Raw genomic sequence first — 17377 nt, forward strand, 5'->3', positions numbered from 1 at the left:
CACGCGCGCTCTCTCCAGTCGGCGGGTTGTAAGGACGTCCCGTCGGCTGGAGGGGACCGGTCGATTCTCCCTGATCGCAGGCCGCTGCGGTAGCGCGGTCGTGGGGGGGCCCGGCCCAGCCCCGCGGGGGGGCCGGCCCCCCGCCCCCCACGACAGCGCTACCGCAGCGGCCTTCGATCAGGGAGAATCGACCGGTCCCCTCCAGCCGACGGGACGTCCTTACAACCCGCCGACTGGAGAGAGCGCGCGTGGAAGCAACCGTACACTTCATCAACAGCATCATCTGGAGCAAGGCACTGATCTTCGTGTGCCTGGGCGCCGGCCTGTTCTTCAGCCTGCGCACGCGCTTCATGCAGATCCGTGGCTTCTTCGAAATGTGCCGCCTCACCGTCAGGGGTGAGAAATCCGACGCCGGCGTGTCCTCGTTCCAGGCCCTGGCCATGTCGATGGCCGGCCGCATGGGCATCGGCAATATCGCCGGCGTGGCCACCGCCATCGCCTTCGGCGGCCCCGGGGCGATCTTCTGGATGTGGGTGATGGGCTTCCTCGGCGCGTCCACCTCGTACGTGGAATGCACCCTGGCGCAGATCTACAAGACCAAGGACGCCGAAGGCCGCTACCGCGGTGGCCCGGCGTACTACATCGAGAAGGCGATGGGCCTGAAGTGGTATGCGCTGGCCTTCGCCATCGCCACGATCATCGCCGCAGGTTTCCTGATGCCGGGCGTGCAGGCCAATGCCATCGCCGACAGCATCATCAACGCCTGCCGTGGCACCGCGCTGTGCGGGCCGCTCGACGGCCAGGCCTTCGGCATGGAATCGGTGCAGGCGCTGAAGCTGGGCATCGGCATCGTGGTCGCGCTGCTGCTGGGCGTGGTGATCTTCGGTGGCGTCAAACGCATCGCCAACTTCGCCGAAGTGGTGGTGCCGTTCATGGCTGCCGGTTTCATCCTGATGGCCATCATCATCATGGTCATCAACTACGACCGCGTGCCGGAAATGTTCGGCATCATCTTCCAGAGTGCCTTCGGCACGCATGCCGCATTCGGCGCCATGATGGGCCTGGCCGTGGAGTGGGGCATCAAGCGCGGCATCTACGCCAACGAAGCCGGCCAGGGTTCGGGCCCGCATGCAGCGGCCGCCTCGGAAGTCTCGCACCCGGCCAAGCAGGGCTATGTGCAGGCCTTCGCCATCTACTTCGACACCATGATGGTGTGCACCGCCACCGCGTTCCTGATCCTGGCCAGCGGCACCTACAACGTGTACTCGCCGGCAGGTGCCAGCGCACCGCCGATCTTCCAGGGCCTGGCCGGTATTCCCGAAGGCGCCGGTTACGCCCAGGCCGGCGTGGAAGCGGTGCTGCCGGGCTGGGGTTCGGCATTCGTGTCCATCGCCATCTTCTTCTTCGCCTTCACTACCATCATGGCGTACTACTACATGGCCGAGACCAACCTCAGCTATGTAAACCACAACAGGAAGCGCCCGCTGACGGTGCTGGTGCTGCGCCTGGGCATCATCGGCATGGTGGTGTTCGGCGCGTTCCACAATGCCACCCTGGCCTGGGCGCTTGGCGACATCGGCGTGGGCCTGATGGCCTGGCTGAACATCATTGCCATCCTCATCATCCAGAAGCCGGCGATGCTGGCCCTGCGTGACTACGAACGACAGAAGAAGCTGGGCCTGGATCCGGTGTTCGACCCTGATGCCCTGGGCATCAAGGACGCCGATTTCTGGCGCCAGCGCAAGCAGGAGAGTGTGTAAGTGAACAACCCTTGGAACAACCGCCGCCCGTCCGCCCGTCCGCCGCGCGCAACGCCGTTGCCGCGCCCGGAGGTGCCGGCCACGGGCGGTGGTGGGCGCGGTGGCAGCGATGAGCTGCGTCTGTACGGCCTGAATGCCGTGCTGGCTGCGTTCGAAGCGCGGCCGCAGGCGCTGCGCAAGCTGTACCTGCTGGAAGCACGCATTCCGCGCCTGCAGCCGTTGTTGAAGTGGTGCGTGGCCAACCGCGTGGGCTACCGCGTGGTCGAGGATGGCGATCTGAACAAGCTGGCCGGCACCACCCATCACGAAGGCGTGGTGGCCGACATGCTGCGCGCACCGGCACTGCCGCTGGCGCAGTGGCTGCAGCAGGTCGGTGACGGCCCGGCGCTGGCGCTGTGGCTGGATGGCGTGGGCAACCCGCACAACCTCGGCGCGATCCTGCGCTCGGCCGCGCACTTCGGTGCCAAGGCGCTGCTGTTGCCGGCCGGCAGCACGCTGGCCCTGTCCGGCGCCGCCGCGCGCGTGGCCGAAGGCGGCGCCGAAGCGGTGCCGCTGGTGCAGCTGCCGGAGACCGCTCAGGCAATGGCACAACTGCGCGCAGCCGGTTTCGGCCTGGCCGCGACCCTGGTCGAGGGCGGTGATGACGTGTTCCGCGCGTCGTTGCCGGCCCGCCTGGTCTACGTGATGGGCGCGGAAGGTGAAGGCATGGATCGCGGTTTGGCCAGTCAGTGTGACCAGCAGCTGTCGATTCCGGGCAGCGGCGCGGTGGAAAGCCTGAATGTCGCTTCCGCCACGGCCGTGCTGCTGGCGCAGTGGGCGAGCCGCCGCGGCTGAGTGACGCCCGGTGGGTGCGAACCCTGGTTCGCACCGCTCGTGCCGCTGCGCTTGCCGGGCATTGGCCCGACGCTACCGATGCGGGATCTGGCTTGGTGGGTGCGAACCCTGGTTCGCACCGCTCTTCCCGCCGCAAACGCCGGGCATGGCCCGGCGCTACCGCATCATTCGTTCGGCGGCGTGGTCGCCTTGGCCTCGCTGCCGAAGCTGCCATCGGCTTCCGCCGCCAGGTAGGCGAACACAGTGTAGGCGGCCACGTTCTGTGCCAGCGCCTTCGGGTCGATCTTGTCCAGCGTGTCGTCGGCGGTGTGGTGCAGGTGGAAGTAGTCCGAGCCGTCCTGCGCCAGCCACGCCCACGCACCCCCCTTGGCAGCCAGCGGGCCGACGTCCGGGCCCGGGCCACCCTTGTCGGCCTGGTACTCGATGCCCAGCGGCTTCATTACTTCGGCAATCTGCTTCGTCGCTTCGCGCGAGCCTTCCGGATTCGGCGAACCGGTATTGAAGGCGTAGATGCGGCCCGCGCCGAAGTCGCTCTCGGCGGCCAGCTGGTGCAGGGCCACGTCCTTCGCGTGCGCTTCGGCATAGGCCTTGCCGCCATACAGGCCCTGTTCCTCGTTGGCGAAGGCGATCACGCGGATGGTGCGCTTCGGTGCCTGCTTCAGCTGGCCGATCAGGTGGCCTGCGGCCATGGTGATGCCCACGCCCGCGCCGTCATCCACCGCGCCGGTGCCCAAGTCCCACGAATCCAGATGCCCGCCGATCACCACTACTTCCTTCGGCAGGCTGCGGCCGGTGATCTCGCCGATCACGTTGTACGAGGTCGCCGTACCATCCCAGCCGCAGTCCAGCGCCACCTTCACCGTGGTGCTGCCACGGGCCAGCAGGCGGGCCAGCTGGTCGGCATCGGGCACCGACAGTGCCGCAGACGGCACCGGGGTCAGGCCGTCATCGAAACGGGTGATGCCGGTGTGCGGCACGCGGTGCGAGTCGGTGCCGGCCGAACGCATCAGGAAACCGACCGCGCCCTTGCGGATCGCCTCGGATGGGCCCTTGCTGCGGATCGCGCCGCCGCGGCCGTAGTCGCGGCCATCGCGGAACGGCAGCATCTGGTAATCGACGAAGGCGATCTTGCCCTTGAGCGAACCGGCCGGCGCCGCCTGCAGTGCGGCCAGGTCGGTGAAGCGCACCACCTCGGCTTCAACGGTGCCGCCCGGGCTGCCGCCCAGTGCGGTGATCTGCAGCGGCTGCGGATTTTTGCCGGTCACGGCAGCGTGTTCACTGCGGCGCTCCCACTTCGGGAAGGTCACCGGTTCCTTCCACACCTTGTCGAAGCCCAGTGCCTTGAACTTGGCTTCGGCCCAGGCCACGGCGCGGGCGTCAGCCTCGCTGCCGGCGATGCGCGGGCCGATCTCGGTGGTGAGCGATTCGACCACCTTCCAGCCGGTGTCATCGGCCAAGGCCTGGTCGCGCAGCTGTGCGGCGGTGGCCAGCGACGCCGGGGGCAGGGTAGTGGTGTGCGGCGCCGCGAAGGCCGGGGCGGCCAGCAGGGCGAGGGAGGATGCGATGGCAAGAACGCGGCGACGCATGGACAACTCCGGGAAGGGACCTAAGCCTTGGAGCTTAACAGTCGTTCAGCCCGGCGCATGGGCGGGAGGTCATGGCTGGCGCGGATGCTGTTTCCCGCCAGATGCAGCAAAGCGAAAGCCCCGCCGGGGCGGGGCTTTCGCCTGCTTCTGTAGAGCCGCGCCAATGCTCGGCTGCCTGTTGCAGATCAGCCGAGCGTGGGCTCGGCTCTACAGGTGGGAGGGGCGCCCGTCGGCGCCCGATACCTTATTTCTTCAGGCTGTCGCGGATCTCGCGCAGCAGCACCACTTCCTCGGCCGGTGCGGCCGGTGCAGCTTCCTTCTTGCGAGACAGGCGGTTGATCGCCTTGACCACGATGAAGATCGCGAAGGCCACGATCACGAACTGGATCAGGGTGTTGATGAAATCACCGTAGCCGATCACCACCGCCGGAATCTCCTTGCCGTCCGGGCCGATCCGTGCCGGCGACAGCGTCCACGCCAGCTGCGAGAAGTCCACCTTGCCGATCAGCAGGCCCAGCGGCGGCATGATGATCTTCTCGACCAGCGCCGTCACGATCTTGCCGAAGGCCGCGCCGATCACCACGCCGACGGCGAGGTCGATGACGTTGCCGCGCATGGCGAATTCCTTGAACTCGGTGAGCATTCCCATTGTTGTTTTTCTCCGGTGGGGAAGTGGACAGCGCGCAGGGTAGCGCAGGTGACGTCAGCCGGCGATCACGCCGTGGCGCTCGGCCACGTTTTCCAGGCGGGCACTGAAGCGGTCGCCGGGCTTCAGCGCAGCCACCCCGGACGGGGTGCCCATGAACACCAGGTCACCGGCACGCAGCTGCCACAGCTTGGACAGCTCATGCAGGATCTCCGGCACGTTCCAGATCATCTGGTCGAGCAGTGCCTGCTGGCGCACCTCGCCGTTGACCTCCAGCGACAGGTTCAGCGCAGCCAGGTCGCCGACTTCTTCGGCGTGCACGATTTCGCTGATCGGCGCGGAGGCATCGAACCCCTTCGCGGCATCCCAAGGATGGCCCTTGTCCTTGGCTGCGGCCTGCAGATCGCGGCGGGTCAGGTCCAGGCCGACGGCGTAGCCGTAGACCAGCGCATCGGCGTCGGCGACGGCCAGCTCGCCGGCGGGCGCATCGCGACCGATCGCCACCACCAGTTCCACTTCGTGGTGCAGGTTGGCGGTTGCTGGCGGATAGGGGATGGCATCGTCGTGGCCGACCACGATGGCGTCGGCCGGCTTGCTGAAGAACATCGGGCGGCCGCGGTCATCGGCCGCCGGCACCGCCGCGCCCATTTCGCGGGCGTGGTCGGCGAAGTTGCGGCCGACGCAGTAGATACGGTGCACGGGGAAGCTGCCGCCACCGGCTACCGGTACACGCGGCAGGGCTACGGCAGGGATCACATCGGAGACATCGGACATGCGGGCATCCAGGAAGGGCGTGCCCGCAGTCTAGAACGCATGGCGCCCGCCGTCAGCGGGCGCGGAAGGCCTGGATCAGCGCGAGGCCGGCAACACCGGCTTGCGCACCACGCGGTACTCGCCCTCGACCACGGTCGGGTCCACCGGACGCGCGGCGCCCGGCCTGCGCGAGGCCAGCAGCTTCCATGCCAAGCCAACCAGGATCATCGCGGCACCGACGAACACACCGATGAACACCATCGCGGCCAGGATCGCCAGGCCGAGCAGGCCCACGGCAACGCGCACCAGCGGATGGCGCGGCTTGCGCGGCGCGAACAGGGTGCGGAACTGGTTGAAGGCGGATGCGCGATTGAACATGGCGGCTCGATAGGCTGGGATCAGCGAAACCAGAGTATCGGGAGGCGCCACTGTCATTGAGTGAAAAACTCGTTAAATATAGCCTGTGCTTATTACGGATCAATGACTTGTGTTCATGTCGCAGCCAGTCACCTGAGCAGGCATGCGACAATTCCGGTTTACCGTCCGAGCTTTCGCCATGACTATCGCTGCTGCCCTGATCGCCCTTGATGCCATTGCCGATGGCGCGTTTGCCGAGGTCGAAGCGGTGATCGATGGCGATGCCGAATCGCTGGTGCTGTACCGCGACGGCGCGCAGGTGCGCGCATTCCTGAACATCTGCCCGCACGCCGGCCGTCGCCTGGACTGGGCCCCGGGCCAGTTCCTGAAGAGCCGCGAGGGCCACCTGGTGTGCGCCGCGCATGGCGCCTCGTTCACGCTGGACAGCGGCGACTGCATTGCCGGCCCGTGCAAGGGCGACCGCCTGCGTGCGGTGCCGGTCGATATCCGCGATGGGCAGGTCTATCTGGCCTGAGGCCGGAAGCAGTCGAGCACGGCTCGATTCTACAAAGGCTCCACGCATGGCGTGGACCCACCCCGCCATCCCACGGAATGCACGCTGTTGCTGTTGCTGTTGCTGTTGCTTCGGCTTCTGCGGGTGCAGGGCGCAGCCCTGCCAACAAACCCAACCCTCAGAACATCAGGTTGATCATCAACACCACCACGCAGGTGTAGATCAGCGACAACGGTCCGCCGACCCGCCACATCTCGCGCGGGGTGTAATTGGCCGGGCCGGTGATCATCGAAATCACCGGGTTGGAGGCCGTCATCAGGTTGTTGGACGCCGACAGCGCCACGATCAGCGCGAACGCGGTCGGGTTGCCGCCCGCCGCCAGTGCCAGGTTCACCGCGATCGGTACCATCACGATGGTCGCGCCCACATGGCTGATCACCAGCGAGAACGCCGTGGTCAGCAGTGCCAGCGCCACCTCCAGCACCCACACCGGGATGCCGGTGGGCAGCTTGTCGATGGTGTGGCCGGCCACCCATGCCGCCGCACCACTGGAGTCCATCGCCCATCCGAGCGGGATCAGCCCGGCCATCATGAACACCGTTTTCCAGTTGATCGAGGCATACGCCTCGTCCATGCGCAGCACGCCGGTCAGCAGCATGCCGGCCACGCCGGTCATCAGCGTCAGCGCCACCGGCAGCTTGCTGGTCAGCGCGATCAGGATGGTCAGCGCGAAGATCGCCATCGCAATCTTGAACTTGTGCGGGCGCTGCTCGCCGGTCGGATAGTCGGTCACCACCACGAAGTCGCGGCTCTTGGCCGCCTGTGCCAGGTCAGTCCAGATGCTGTGGAAGACCAGCATGTCGCCTGCACGCAACTGCACGTCGCGCACGTCCTCGCGGATCACCTGCTTGTCGCGGTTGATCGCCAGCAGGCTGATGCCACGCTCCTTGCGCAGGCGCAGGTCGGCCGCGCTCTTGCCGATCACGTTCGAGGTCGGCGGTACCACCGCCTCGGAAATACCGGCGCGGCTCGGGTTGAACAGGTCACCCAGGTGCTTCAGGCGCGAAGACATGCGCAGGAACTGGTTCTGCGCGAAATCGTTGATCTGCTGGCGCGGGCCCATCGCACCGAGCACGCTGCCTACCCAGATGCGCATCTCCGCCGGCGGCGCCAGGCGGGTGTCATTACCGGTTTTCAGGGCCAGCAGCAACGGGGCGTCGTGCAGGTTCTCGGCCTCGCCCAGGGTCATGCCCACCAGCGGACTTTCCGCGCTGACCACCAGCTCGAACACATCGCCTTCGATGCCATAGGTCTTGGCGAAATAGCTCTCGGTGCGTGCTGGGGTGACCCCGTCGTTGACCAGGGTTTCTTCCTCGATCAGCTTGCGGTCGCCGTAGTAGCGGAAGTACAGCAGCGAGGCGATCAGCAGTGCCACGCCAATCGGCAGCGGCGCGAACATGCGCAGCGGCTCGATGGTGGCCAGGCCGGAAGGCAGGTTGTTGTTGGCCGAGGCCAGCAGATCGTTCAGCAGGATCAGCGGCGAATTGCCGACCATGGTCAGCGCACCGCCCATCACGATCGCCGCCGAGATCGGCAGCAGCAGGCGCTGCATCGTCAGCCCGGTGCGCGCTGCCAGTCGCGAGGCGACCGGCAGATACAAGGCCATCACCGACGGGTTCTGCATGAAGGACGAGTTCAGGCCGGCGATGGCGGTGGTCATCATCAGCAGCCGCTGTTCGACGCCGTGGCCGCGCCGCAGCAGCCATGCGGCCAGCCGGTTCAGCGCCCCGGTGCGGTCCAGGCCCGCACCGAGGATGGTGGTGGCGATGATGCTCATCACCGCGTTACCGGAGAAACCGCCGAAGATCTCCTCCGGCGCGATCAGGCCGGTGACACCGAGTACCACCAGCACCACCAGCGCGACCACGTCGGCGCGGATGCGCTCGAACAGGAACATCGCCATCGTGAAGCCGACCAGCCCGAGCACGAGCTTCATGTCGTTGGTCAGCGTCAGCGCGGTATCCATGTGGGGCGCGGCGTCCTCAGGCGATCGTCAGGTGCGGTCGTACAGCAGGTCCCAGACGCCGTGGCCGAGTTTCTGGCCGCGGGTCTCGAAGTGGGTCTGCGGGCGCCAGTCCGGACGCGGCACGCTGCCACGCGGGCCGGCGCGGTTGACCAGGCCGGCAGTCGCGTCAAGCACGTCCCACATCTGCTCGGCGTAGTCTTCCCAGTCGGTGGCGCAGTGCAGGCGGCCACCCGGGCGCAGCTTGCGCACCAGCAGCTCGGCAAATGCCGGCTGCAGCAGGCGGCGCTTGTTGTGGCGCTTCTTGTGCCACGGGTCCGGGAAGTAGATGCGCACTTCATCGAGCGCGCCATCGGCGATCTCGTTCTGCAGCACTTCCACCGCGTCATGGTGGTACAGGCGCACGTGGTCGGCATTGTCCTCAGCCAGCGCGTTCAGCAACCGGCCCACGCCGGGGGCGTGCACTTCGATGCCGATGTAGTCGCGCGACGGATCGTGCTGGGCGGCGAAGCGCAGCGCGGCACCGTTGCCGAAGCCGATTTCCAGCACCTTGTGTGCCGGGCGGCCGAAGGTGGCATCCAGGTCACGCGGCTGGCCGGTGTAGTCGAGGCCGAAGCGCGGCCAGCGTTCGTCGAACGCGCGCTGCTGGGCGGGGGTGAAACGTCCCTGGCGCAACACGAAGCTGCGCACCTCGCGGCGGCCCTCGCTTACGGTGAAGGGCTTGGGTGGGGCCTTGGAGCCGGCGCTTTCAAAAGGATTGGTCATCAGCCGATCAGCCCGTCCACCGGAGAGGATGCGCTGGCGTAGCGCTTGCGCGGGATGCGCCCGGCCAGGAAAGCCTCGCGGCCGGCCTCGACTGCCTTGCGCATGGCAGTGGCCATCAGCACCGGGTTGCGCGCACCGGCAATGGCGGTGTTCATCAACACGCCGTCGCAGCCCAGTTCCATCGCGATCGCCGCATCCGACGCGGTGCCCACGCCGGCATCAACAATGATCGGCACCTTGGCGTCTTCGATGATCTGCAGCAGGTTGTACTTGTTCTGGATGCCCAGGCCCGAACCGATCGGCGCGGCCAGCGGCATCACTGCGGCGCAGCCGATCTCTTCCAGGCGCTTGGCCAGGATCGGGTCGTCGGAGGTGTAGACCATCACCTCGAAGCCGTCCTTGACCAGCTGCTCGGCGGCCTTGAGGGTCTGCACCACGTCCGGGTACAGGGTCTTCTGGTCGCCCAGCACTTCCAGCTTGGTCAGGTTGTGGCCGTCCAGCAGCTCACGGGCCAGGCGGCAGGTACGCACCGCGTCTTCGGCGGTGTAGCAGCCAGCGGTGTTGGGCAGGATGGTGAAGCGCTCCGGTGGCAGCACGTCCAGCAGGTTCGGCTCGCCCCGGTTCTGCCCGATGTTGGTGCGGCGGATGGCCACGGTGACGATCTGGGCGCCAGCAGCCTCGGTGGCCAGGCGGGTTTCTTCCAGGTCCTTGAACTTGCCGGTGCCGGTGAGCAGCCGCGAGCCATAGGTCTTGCCGGCGATCACCAGCGAATCGGGGGAGACATGAACGTTCATGGCGCGATTATCGCCTATCCGCCTGAAGATGGGATCACGCAATGGCGTGCCGGCCGTGGATCGGCATGGGTAGTGCCGGCCGCTGGCCGGCAAACCCGGACAGGCCTCAGCCCCCACCCAGCGCGTGCACGATCTCGACAATGTCGCCTTCAGCCAGGACATGCTCGCGATGGCGGCTGCGGCTGACGATCTCGCCGTTGACCTCCACTGCCACCCGGCGCTGCAGCAGCTGCTCGGCCTCGAGCAGGTCGTGAAGGGTCGCCGAGGCGGGCAGGGTGCGGGGTTCGCCGTTGAGCTGGATGTTCATTCCTGCATTGTCGCTTATAGCCCTTCGTGATCGGAACGTTTGCAATTTGATCGGGGCGCCAGCTCCAGCACAGCAGGCTTCGGCGTGCTCAGGCGACAATCCATGCGGCGGCGCAGCGTGAGCAAACGGCGGCCCGGTGAAACCATTGACCGTGCGCCGGCGTACGTGTGCCGGATTCCAACCTATTTACCCCACAGGAGTTCCTAGATGCAGCTCAGCAAACACCCGATCCGCTCCCTGATGGCGGCTGCGATCGCACTCGCCGCGCTGCCGGCCATGGCAGGCGAAAGTCCGTATTCCAAGGCCGTGTTCTTCGGCGACAGCCTCACCGACGCCGGCTATTTCCGGCCGCTGCTCGATCCGGGCGTGCAGCCGGTCACCGGCCAGTTCACCACCAACCCGGGTTGGGTGTGGGCACAGCAGGTCGCCAACTACTACGGCCTCAACGGGGGTGCCAACGGCAACGGCCAGAGTGGCGACAACTACGCCGTGGGCGGTGCCCGGGTATCGGTGGACGAGGCCGGTGGCCTGGGCGTGATTCCGTCGCTGAAGTCGCAAGCAACCCGCTACCTTGCCGCGAACGGTGGCAAGGCTGACGGCAACGCCCTGTACACCGTATGGGGAGGCGCCAATGATCTGTTTGCGGCCACCCGTGCGGCGGCAGGTGGCGCGTCGCAGGCCCAGGTGCAGGGCATCATCGGCGCAGCGGTCACCGACCAGATCGCGCTGGTAGGTGCGCTGAAGCAGGCTGGTGCCCAGTACGTGCTGGTACCGAACCTGCCGGATGTGGGCATCACCCCGCAGTTCCGCGGCCCCAATGCCGCCGCCGCCACCGCACTGTCGGCCGGCTACAACAAGGCGCTGTACGGTGGCCTGAAGCAGGCAGGCATCGAGTTCATTCCGCTCGATACCTTCAGCATCCTGCGCGAAGTGACTGCCAATCCGGGCATGTACGGCTTCACCAACGTCACCAGCACCGCCTGCAGGATCGATCCGAACAACTCCACCGCCAGCATCATCGGCTGCAACCCGACCAGTTACGTCAGCCCGGATGCAGCCAACACCTACCTGTTCGCCGACGGCGTGCATCCGACCACCGCCGGCCATCAGCTGCTGGGCCAGTATGCTGTCTCGGTGCTGGAAGGCCCGCGTCTGCAGCAGGTGCTGAGCCACTCGGCCCAGACCATCGGCCGTTCGCGTGCCGACCAGGTCAGCATGCACCTGGGTGGTCGCCCGGCCGATGGCCTGTCCTGGTGGGGCGGCGTGCGCGGTGACCTGCAGCGTTATGACCATGCCGACCTGTACGACGGCCTGGCGCCCGCCGGCCTGTTCGGTATCGACTGGGCACGCGACGGCATGGTGTTCGGCGGCTTCGCCGGCTTCGGCCGCCTCAACGCAGACTTCGGCAACAGCCGTGGCGACTTCACCCAGAAGGACACCACTGCCGGTCTGTTCGCCGGCTGGTATGGTGACCGCATCTGGATCAATGGCCAGGTCAGCTACACCTGGCTGTCCTATGACGTGAACCGCAAGGTCCAGCTGGGCCCGGCCACTCGTGAGCACGGCGGTTCGCCGGACGGCAGCAACCTGACCGCCGCGCTGAACGCCGGCTACGAGTTCGGCACCGAAGGCGGTTTCCGCCACGGCCCGATTGCTTCGGTGATCTGGCAGAAGGTGAAGATCGATGGCTACACCGAAAGCGCTGCGGCCGGCACCCTGGCCACCGCACTGGGCTACGACCGCCAGAACGTCGATTCGACCGTCGGCCGCATCGGCTGGCAGGCCCGCTTCGATGGCGGCACCGTCAAGCCGTACGCGCAGGTGACCTACGACCACGAGTTCGAAGACACCAAGCAGGCCAGCGCATGGCTGCAGACCCTGCCGGAACTGGGCAGCTATCGCGTGCCGGGCCTGAACTTCGACAAGAACTACGCCACCGTGGTGCTGGGTGCCCGTACCGAGCTGTTCGGCCTGCAGAGCAACTTCGGCCTGAGCGCTTCGGCCGGGCAGAAGCGTGCCCAGGACGCGACGCTGTTCGCCAACTTCAGCGGCAGCTTCTAAGCAGAAACCAGGCGGGGCCGGATCCCTTTCGGGAACGAAGGGGATCCGGCCCCGCTCTGATGCGGGGGCACCATTGCGCAACACCGGCCCCAGCGCATAGACTTTCCACCGCAACGCGGGCGTAGCTCAATGGTAGAGCTGTAGCTTCCCAAGCTACTGACGTGGGTTCGATTCCCATCGCCCGCTCCAATCAAGACCGAGATCCGCGCTAAGTGTCTGGAGGCGCGAGGGTTTTTGGATTGGATAACGGCCTCTCAAACGACCTTCCTGGGTATCGTTTGAGGTATCGCCAAACATGCCAAAGCCATTGCTTTTGGCCAGACCAAGCGGGGTCTATGCCCGTTTTCTCGTCCCGAAAGACTTGCGAGCATTGGTTGGCTCGCGCTTCCTCGTTCGTCCGTTGCACGCTCCCTTCGGAGACGTGGCCAGGCTGGTCGCTGCCCGCATGGGCATGGCACTCTCTCAGGCATTCCAAGCATTGAGACAGGGGCAGGCGGTGGACATCGACGAGGTGTTACGCAGGGTGCGGCGGAATGGTGTTCAGCAGCTGATCTTGAAAGGGATCACGTTCCCCAACGGCGCGGGCGTGACTGAGGTGGAGATCAAAACGCCGGAAGACATGGCGTTCTGGCGCGAGACCCTCGAAAAGATGGCCAGCGCCGATCCAGTAGAAAGCATCGGCCTGCTTCCTGAGCATTTTCTGCTCAAGCAGCAGGAGGCGCATGCGAAGAGGGAGGCGACAGGTCGTTCGGTTGGACTGTCACTGTCTAAGGCCATCGAAAACCACCTGACGGATTTGACCAACGCGAAGTTGCAGCCAAAGACGGTTCTGGAGAGCCGTCACACGTTGCGGTTGTTTGCTGGCGTGGTAGGGGAAGATCTGCCTGTGTCCGAGCTTTCGCAAGATCACGTGCGCGAGTTCTTCAGCGCAATTCGATGGTGGCCTTCGAATGCATCCAAGCGGCCTGCTTACCGAGGAATGCCGGTGCTGGAGGTGATGGCCCTGGCAAAGACCAACGATGAGCCCGAGCCGGCCGCCTGGACCATCAAAAAGCACCGCCAGCGTCTGTCGGTGTTCTTTATCTCCTTGGTCGAGGCCAAGCGAGTGGAGGTCAATCCATTGGCAGGCGTTCGAGCGGTGGCGACCCCGGACGAAGAAGACAGGGGATCTCCCTTCACCGACAGCGAGTTGGGCGCCATTTTTGGAAGCGCGTTTGTTCCCTGGGCGTCGAAGTATCCGCATCGGTGGTTTGGTCCGATGCTCGGGCTCTACAGCGGTGCACGGGTCAACGAAGTGGCTCAGTTGCAAGTGGATGACATCGCAACGGTCGATGGCGTTCCCGGATTCTACGTCCGGGTGGTGGCCAGGGGCCAACGGATCAAGGGCAAGCATTCGCGCCGTTTTATTCCCTTGGCGCAACCCGTGCTGGAGGCCGGGTTCCTGGACTACGTGCAGGAGGCCAAGGCCGCAGGCCATGTGCAGTTGTTCCCCAATCTACCGAACAGCACCGGTCTGGGATTTGGCAGGCAGCTGTCGCGCCAGTTCTCCACCTACATCAAGCGGCAAGGCGTCGAGGAAAAGGGGCAGGGCTTTCACGGTTTTCGCCACACCTTGGCCGATCGCCTCGACGCCGCGGGTGCGTCGGCAGCGGCCATAGGCGCGGTCACCGGCCATGCTGCGGGGCAGACGGTTTTGGAGAAGCACTACATTCACCGCTCCACTCTGCCGGACCGCGTGGCGACGTTGGGCAAGTTCTCGCCGCCGGTTGTGTTGCCGCGCTATCAACCGGGGCAGTTTGACTTGGCGTTGCGCTCGGCCGAGCAGAAGCTGCGGGAAGTTGGTCGGCGCGGAGGAAAGAAAAAGGCCCCCAGGTGAGTGGGGGCCTTCCCGAAGCTGCACTGGAGCTTCTACTCACTTGCTGGCGTTGGCGGTGAGCAGAGCGGTTACCGCTCTACAAGCCCATGCTTACTCCAGCGGGCGAGGAGAGCGTTCCACGCCGCCTGAGAACGTCTCTAGCAGCCCTGCCGCTCGCTTGTCTGCTGACAACAGTTCAGCGGTGCCAAGTTTCGGACGATCCAGCAGTTCCGACGCCCTTGAGTCACCCAGTAAGTAGGCGACCTTGAGATACGCGGCGCTGTCCACCAAGGAGCCATGGCTGGGGTCGTCGTAGTAGATCTTGGATAGCCCATAGTAAGCGAACAAATTGCCTGACTTGGCTTGCTCATAGAGAAGCACGGAGCCTTCCGTGAACTTCCCGGCCTCCAGGGCAATTCTCTCCGCGTAGACAACGGCGGCCGGTCTGTTGCCAGACGCTGCCATCTCTTGGAGGGACTGCAGGCTGGCGGCATGCAACTTGGCGTTTTCCTGTTCGGAGGGATAGCCATGCTGAATCAACCACTGGGCCTCGGCCGGAGAGCGAGCGCTCAGCGGGCCGGCGCTCGCACAGGACGGATCCACCGCAGGGCACAGCCTCTGCTGAACTTCGGCAGAGCGCTCGGCTGCGTTTGCGCCGGCGTTGGAGGATGGCGTGGGGCGTGGGGTCTCGCTTTTGGGTGTATGGTCGTCCCGCTGGGCTTTCTGTTCGGTCGTTTGAACGTCCGCTGCGGGGGGGGACTTATCCGCGCAAGCGGAAAGTGCGCAGGCAAGCATGGCCACGATTGCGAAGTTTTTCATGCGCTCACCTGTCAAGGAATTGAACATTGCTGTTGGTCCAGTTGCGTCCACCATGTTGAGCACTGGGCATCTTCAGAAACAAATTTCCATTTCTCTTTCAGGGATTTCTCCAGCTCAACCGCACCTGCCCCTTGCGGGGTGATGTACTCCTCCACGGGCACGCCGTAGCGACGTGCCCATTCTACGAAGGTCTCGACGAGGCCTGGTGCCCCCACCTCATCGTCTATCGCCTTAAGGATGCCGAGACAGTATGACTCAGGAATGGTGATGTTTATGCCCGCCCTGGTCGCGCTTGATGCTTGAAGCTGCTGTTCGCATGCATGCATAACCGCGTAGCGAAACTCCCCGGTTGCGCTGTTGAAGTCCTTTGTCAGGTTGGCGTAATTCTGGGTTTGGCGTTCCAGGGCGTCCTTCATGGAAGCCTGAGCGTTCGGATCAGGCGGCACGGTTCGACCAAACCCGTGAGTTCGGCCTTCGCTGAAGGAAATCGCCATCAGGACAGTAGACTTTGCCCCCCAAGAAGCGCCAGGCAAGCGATCTTTCGCGTAGCTGGCCCCCGACGGGAACGGGATGCGTGCAGGGCAGGAGGCGGGCTTCCTGGCAATGTGTTCTGCGCAAACCCGCTGTTTCCAAGTGTCTGCCGAGGGGGGGGAGGAACTGCCCCCACCACCACCTCCCTCGCCTGGATCGTAGCCCCCAATTCCGGGAACCGAAGGAGGATCCATGGGGGGGGTGTAGGGGGGGACGTAGGGAGGCGGTATCGCATCAACGGGGGGAAGGTTGGTCGTTCCTCGGTCGTTGGTGGTGTCGGCCATGCCTGATTGGGCTGCGAGCAATGACCCGCCCACGATCAGTGAGATGCGAAGGATGTCGCGGATCTGGCGTTTGAGGTTCTGCGATGTGGAGATGTCTTCGGGAGTTAACGTCGGTTTGTTCTTCATGAATCACCATCAGTCCTTGGGGGCTTCAAAGCGGGCGATGCGAGCTTCTTGCACGTTCCAATGCATGTTTGAATGGCTTCTTCGAGGTCTGTTTTGGAGGGGAGGGGGGATGCGGCGTAGGTCGAGGCAATTCGCCGGGCAAGCGGTGGGGAACAGTTCTCGCTGACGGCCCGCACGGCGTCTTCGGTCACGGCTCCTGTGAACAGCAGGGCGTCAGTTGCCCTGACGTCCAGTTCTCTTCGTGCTTCTTGCCACACGGAGACTAGGGCGCGCGCCGCTGCCAACCACCGCTGCATCCTTGCGGGCTCGGGCGTGTGCTGCCCGGTGAGGGAGGCGTCGTTCCACGAAGCAACGGTTGCCAACTTGTCAAACATCAGCAGCCAGCAAATGTAGAGCGGGAACAAACTGCGTTTGCGAGCGGCGAGCTTGATCAGCAAGGAACGTGTGATCCGTCCGTTTCCATCGGCCAAAGGGTGGATCGTCAGCAGCTGATGCGCCAGCGCCTCGTCGAGGTGCTCGCTGCAGTTGGATTGGTGCTGGGAGAGGGTGGCCAGGAGATTGGCGAGTAGCGGATTGACGACCGCGACCGGTGGCAGCACGAGCACCGCCTCCTTGGGGCCTCGTCCTGCCACCCAGGCACGATCTGATCGAAGCGAAGGTGCCTGTAGACCTGCTGCGGACGCCAGTGAGGCGATCAAGGCGTCGGTTGTGCGCAGATCCGCTGGGCTCAGGGGCGCGATTGCCTTGTGGGCTTTTTCGCCGGCGCTGACGGGCAGCAGGAAGTCCCCGTTGTAAGCTTGGGAGTGAACCCGATTCAGTCGTGACGAAAGCAGCAGGAGCGGGTGAAGGTCCGGCTCCAGGAGCTTGGGCTCGTAAGCCTGCCGCAGCTCAAATGCTTCGGAGCGCAGTGGTTGGGGTTGCGAAACCACGACGCCGTGGGTGCCCCAGATCTGTGCTTCGCCCGCTGATCGGATCAGGGGAGAAGGAATGTAGTGCAGTGTCACGGCGCGTTCCAGGCGAGTGAAGTCCAGCGCCTGAGCGTGCACTGCCGTTCGTTACAGTTGTCACCGTCTTGGATGGTTGTGAGTGGTGTGCTTCCCCACGAAAGCGATCGCAGCGCACGCTCAGCCGAGCTGCATGGTTCAAGGGGCGGGCGGGTGAAAGCGGAACTTGGGAAAAAAATTTCGCCCGATCTGCTTTTCGAAAACGGGAAAAGCGTGCACAAGCTTTTCCTTAAACCCCAATAGCTTTGCCAAAGCCCCCCCCTGCTTTGCCCTTCGGCTGTCGGGTCCCCTCCGTGTCCCCTCCAGCCGAAGGGCAAAGTCTCCCCATACCCCGCTGACTAAAGCGGTGGGGTGACTT

16 protein-coding genes and 1 tRNA gene are annotated in these 17377 nt (G+C 65.1%); 6 read left to right on the forward strand and 11 right to left on the reverse strand.

Translation table 11 applies throughout. From position 1 onward, the window contains the following. The first annotated feature begins 248 nt into the window (after window positions 1-248). Together R5H29_RS22185 and R5H29_RS22190 are read left to right on the forward strand one after the other, a co-directional pair. Complete coding sequence (locus tag R5H29_RS22185; RefSeq protein ID WP_332329870.1) at window positions 249-1760, forward strand: alanine/glycine:cation symporter family protein; 1512 nt, start codon at window positions 249-251, stop codon at window positions 1758-1760. Further along, window positions 1761-2594 carry a TrmH family RNA methyltransferase gene (locus R5H29_RS22190; protein ID WP_019660193.1) on the forward strand — a complete coding sequence of 278 codons (834 nt, stop codon included), beginning with the start codon at window positions 1761-1763 and terminating at the stop codon, window positions 2592-2594. Window positions 2595-2758: 164 nt separating this feature from the next. Here the strand turns inward: R5H29_RS22190 and R5H29_RS22195 are convergent, their stop codons facing one another. The 4 genes from R5H29_RS22195 to R5H29_RS22210 form a co-directional block, all read right to left on the reverse strand. After that, window positions 2759-4180 carry a M28 family peptidase gene (locus R5H29_RS22195; protein ID WP_329843465.1) on the reverse strand — a complete coding sequence of 474 codons (1422 nt, stop codon included), beginning with the start codon at window positions 4178-4180 and terminating at the stop codon, window positions 2759-2761. Window positions 4181-4424: 244 nt separating this feature from the next. After that, window positions 4425-4829, reverse strand: coding sequence for a large-conductance mechanosensitive channel protein MscL (gene mscL, locus R5H29_RS22200; RefSeq protein WP_019660191.1), 405 nt, complete (start codon window positions 4827-4829; stop codon window positions 4425-4427). A 54-nt stretch (window positions 4830-4883) separates the two neighbouring features. Beyond that, window positions 4884-5600: a fumarylacetoacetate hydrolase family protein gene (locus R5H29_RS22205; protein ID WP_019660190.1), complete on the reverse strand. Its 717-nt coding sequence runs from the start codon at window positions 5598-5600 to the stop codon at window positions 4884-4886. 75 nt (window positions 5601-5675) lie between these two features. Then, entirely contained in the window at window positions 5676-5957 is a 282-nt protein-coding gene (locus R5H29_RS22210) for a hypothetical protein (RefSeq protein ID WP_332329871.1), read from the reverse strand. A gap of 178 nt (window positions 5958-6135) precedes the next feature. Between R5H29_RS22210 and R5H29_RS22215 the strand changes: the two genes are divergently transcribed. Next, complete coding sequence (locus R5H29_RS22215) at window positions 6136-6471, forward strand: Rieske (2Fe-2S) protein (protein ID WP_111098281.1); 336 nt, start codon at window positions 6136-6138, stop codon at window positions 6469-6471. Window positions 6472-6628: 157 nt separating this feature from the next. On the opposite strand, the gene R5H29_RS22220 is transcribed toward R5H29_RS22215, so the two are convergent. The 4 genes from R5H29_RS22220 to thiS form a co-directional block, all read right to left on the reverse strand. After that, on the reverse strand, window positions 6629-8476 hold the full coding sequence (locus R5H29_RS22220; protein WP_019660187.1) for an SLC13 family permease: 1848 nt from the start codon (window positions 8474-8476) through the stop codon (window positions 6629-6631). Window positions 8477-8503: 27 nt separating this feature from the next. Next, a complete protein-coding gene (gene trmB / locus R5H29_RS22225) occupies window positions 8504-9238 on the reverse strand; it encodes a tRNA (guanosine(46)-N7)-methyltransferase TrmB (protein WP_329843466.1) in 735 nt (244 codons plus the stop codon). Continuing rightward, a complete protein-coding gene (locus R5H29_RS22230; RefSeq protein WP_164144899.1) occupies window positions 9238-10032 on the reverse strand; it encodes a thiazole synthase in 795 nt (264 codons plus the stop codon). Before R5H29_RS22230 ends, trmB begins: the two co-directional genes overlap by 1 nt. Window positions 10033-10138: 106 nt before the next feature. Then, window positions 10139-10339 (reverse strand): sulfur carrier protein ThiS, encoded by a 201-nt coding sequence (gene thiS, locus R5H29_RS22235; protein ID WP_019660184.1) that lies wholly within the window; start codon window positions 10337-10339, stop codon window positions 10139-10141. 240 nt (window positions 10340-10579) lie between these two features. Between thiS and R5H29_RS22240 the strand changes: the two genes are divergently transcribed. The 3 genes from R5H29_RS22240 (at window position 10580) to R5H29_RS22250 (ending at window position 14276) form a co-directional block, all read left to right on the forward strand. Then, complete coding sequence (locus R5H29_RS22240) at window positions 10580-12400, forward strand: autotransporter domain-containing esterase (protein WP_026347045.1); 1821 nt, start codon at window positions 10580-10582, stop codon at window positions 12398-12400. 115 nt (window positions 12401-12515) lie between these two features. Beyond that, a tRNA-Gly gene (locus R5H29_RS22245) sits at window positions 12516-12589 on the forward strand. Between the two features lie 106 nt (window positions 12590-12695). Then, window positions 12696-14276: a site-specific integrase gene (locus R5H29_RS22250; protein WP_099476067.1), complete on the forward strand. Its 1581-nt coding sequence runs from the start codon at window positions 12696-12698 to the stop codon at window positions 14274-14276. Window positions 14277-14366: 90 nt separating this feature from the next. Here R5H29_RS22250 and R5H29_RS22255 read toward each other — a convergent pair whose 3' ends face one another. The 3 genes from R5H29_RS22255 to R5H29_RS22265 are packed head-to-tail and all read right to left on the reverse strand — an operon-like array spanning window position 14367 to window position 17019. Next, the gene (locus R5H29_RS22255; protein ID WP_143570068.1) at window positions 14367-15101 is read right to left on the reverse strand and encodes a hypothetical protein; all 735 of its coding nucleotides are present in this window, start codon (window positions 15099-15101) and stop codon (window positions 14367-14369) included. Continuing rightward, window positions 15086-16015: a hypothetical protein gene (locus R5H29_RS22260; RefSeq protein ID WP_188250283.1), complete on the reverse strand. Its 930-nt coding sequence runs from the start codon at window positions 16013-16015 to the stop codon at window positions 15086-15088. The genes R5H29_RS22255 and R5H29_RS22260 overlap by 16 nt, the downstream gene beginning before the upstream one ends. Continuing rightward, complete coding sequence (locus R5H29_RS22265) at window positions 16012-17019, reverse strand: hypothetical protein (protein WP_329848893.1); 1008 nt, start codon at window positions 17017-17019, stop codon at window positions 16012-16014. The genes R5H29_RS22260 and R5H29_RS22265 overlap by 4 nt, the downstream gene beginning before the upstream one ends. Window positions 17020-17377: the final 358 nt, after the last annotated feature.

The sequence above is a fragment of the Stenotrophomonas sp. A3_2 genome (assembly GCF_036624925.1).
Classification (GTDB): Bacteria; Pseudomonadota; Gammaproteobacteria; order Xanthomonadales; family Xanthomonadaceae; genus Stenotrophomonas; species Stenotrophomonas hibiscicola.

Excerpts from the sequence above, each read along its gene's own strand:
- R5H29_RS22195 (WP_329843465.1), bottom strand. The coding sequence starts at position 4,180 with ATGCGTCGCCGCGTTCTTGCCATCGCATCCTCCCTCGCCCTGCTGGCC.
- mscL (WP_019660191.1), bottom strand. The coding sequence starts at position 4,829 with ATGGGAATGCTCACCGAGTTCAAGGAATTCGCCATGCGCGGCAACGTC.
- R5H29_RS22205 (WP_019660190.1), bottom strand. The coding sequence starts at position 5,600 with ATGTCCGATGTCTCCGATGTGATCCCTGCCGTAGCCCTGCCGCGTGTA.
- R5H29_RS22210 (WP_332329871.1), bottom strand. The coding sequence starts at position 5,957 with ATGTTCAATCGCGCATCCGCCTTCAACCAGTTCCGCACCCTGTTCGCG.
- R5H29_RS22215 (WP_111098281.1), top strand. The coding sequence starts at position 6,136 with ATGACTATCGCTGCTGCCCTGATCGCCCTTGATGCCATTGCCGATGGC.
- R5H29_RS22220 (WP_019660187.1), bottom strand. The coding sequence starts at position 8,476 with ATGGATACCGCGCTGACGCTGACCAACGACATGAAGCTCGTGCTCGGG.
- trmB (WP_329843466.1), bottom strand. The coding sequence starts at position 9,238 with ATGACCAATCCTTTTGAAAGCGCCGGCTCCAAGGCCCCACCCAAGCCC.
- R5H29_RS22230 (WP_164144899.1), bottom strand. The coding sequence starts at position 10,032 with ATGAACGTTCATGTCTCCCCCGATTCGCTGGTGATCGCCGGCAAGACC.
- thiS (WP_019660184.1), bottom strand. The coding sequence starts at position 10,339 with ATGAACATCCAGCTCAACGGCGAACCCCGCACCCTGCCCGCCTCGGCG.
- R5H29_RS22240 (WP_026347045.1), top strand. The coding sequence starts at position 10,580 with ATGGCGGCTGCGATCGCACTCGCCGCGCTGCCGGCCATGGCAGGCGAA.
- R5H29_RS22250 (WP_099476067.1), top strand. The coding sequence starts at position 12,696 with ATGCCAAAGCCATTGCTTTTGGCCAGACCAAGCGGGGTCTATGCCCGT.
- R5H29_RS22255 (WP_143570068.1), bottom strand. The coding sequence starts at position 15,101 with ATGTTCAATTCCTTGACAGGTGAGCGCATGAAAAACTTCGCAATCGTG.
- R5H29_RS22260 (WP_188250283.1), bottom strand. The coding sequence starts at position 16,015 with ATGAAGAACAAACCGACGTTAACTCCCGAAGACATCTCCACATCGCAG.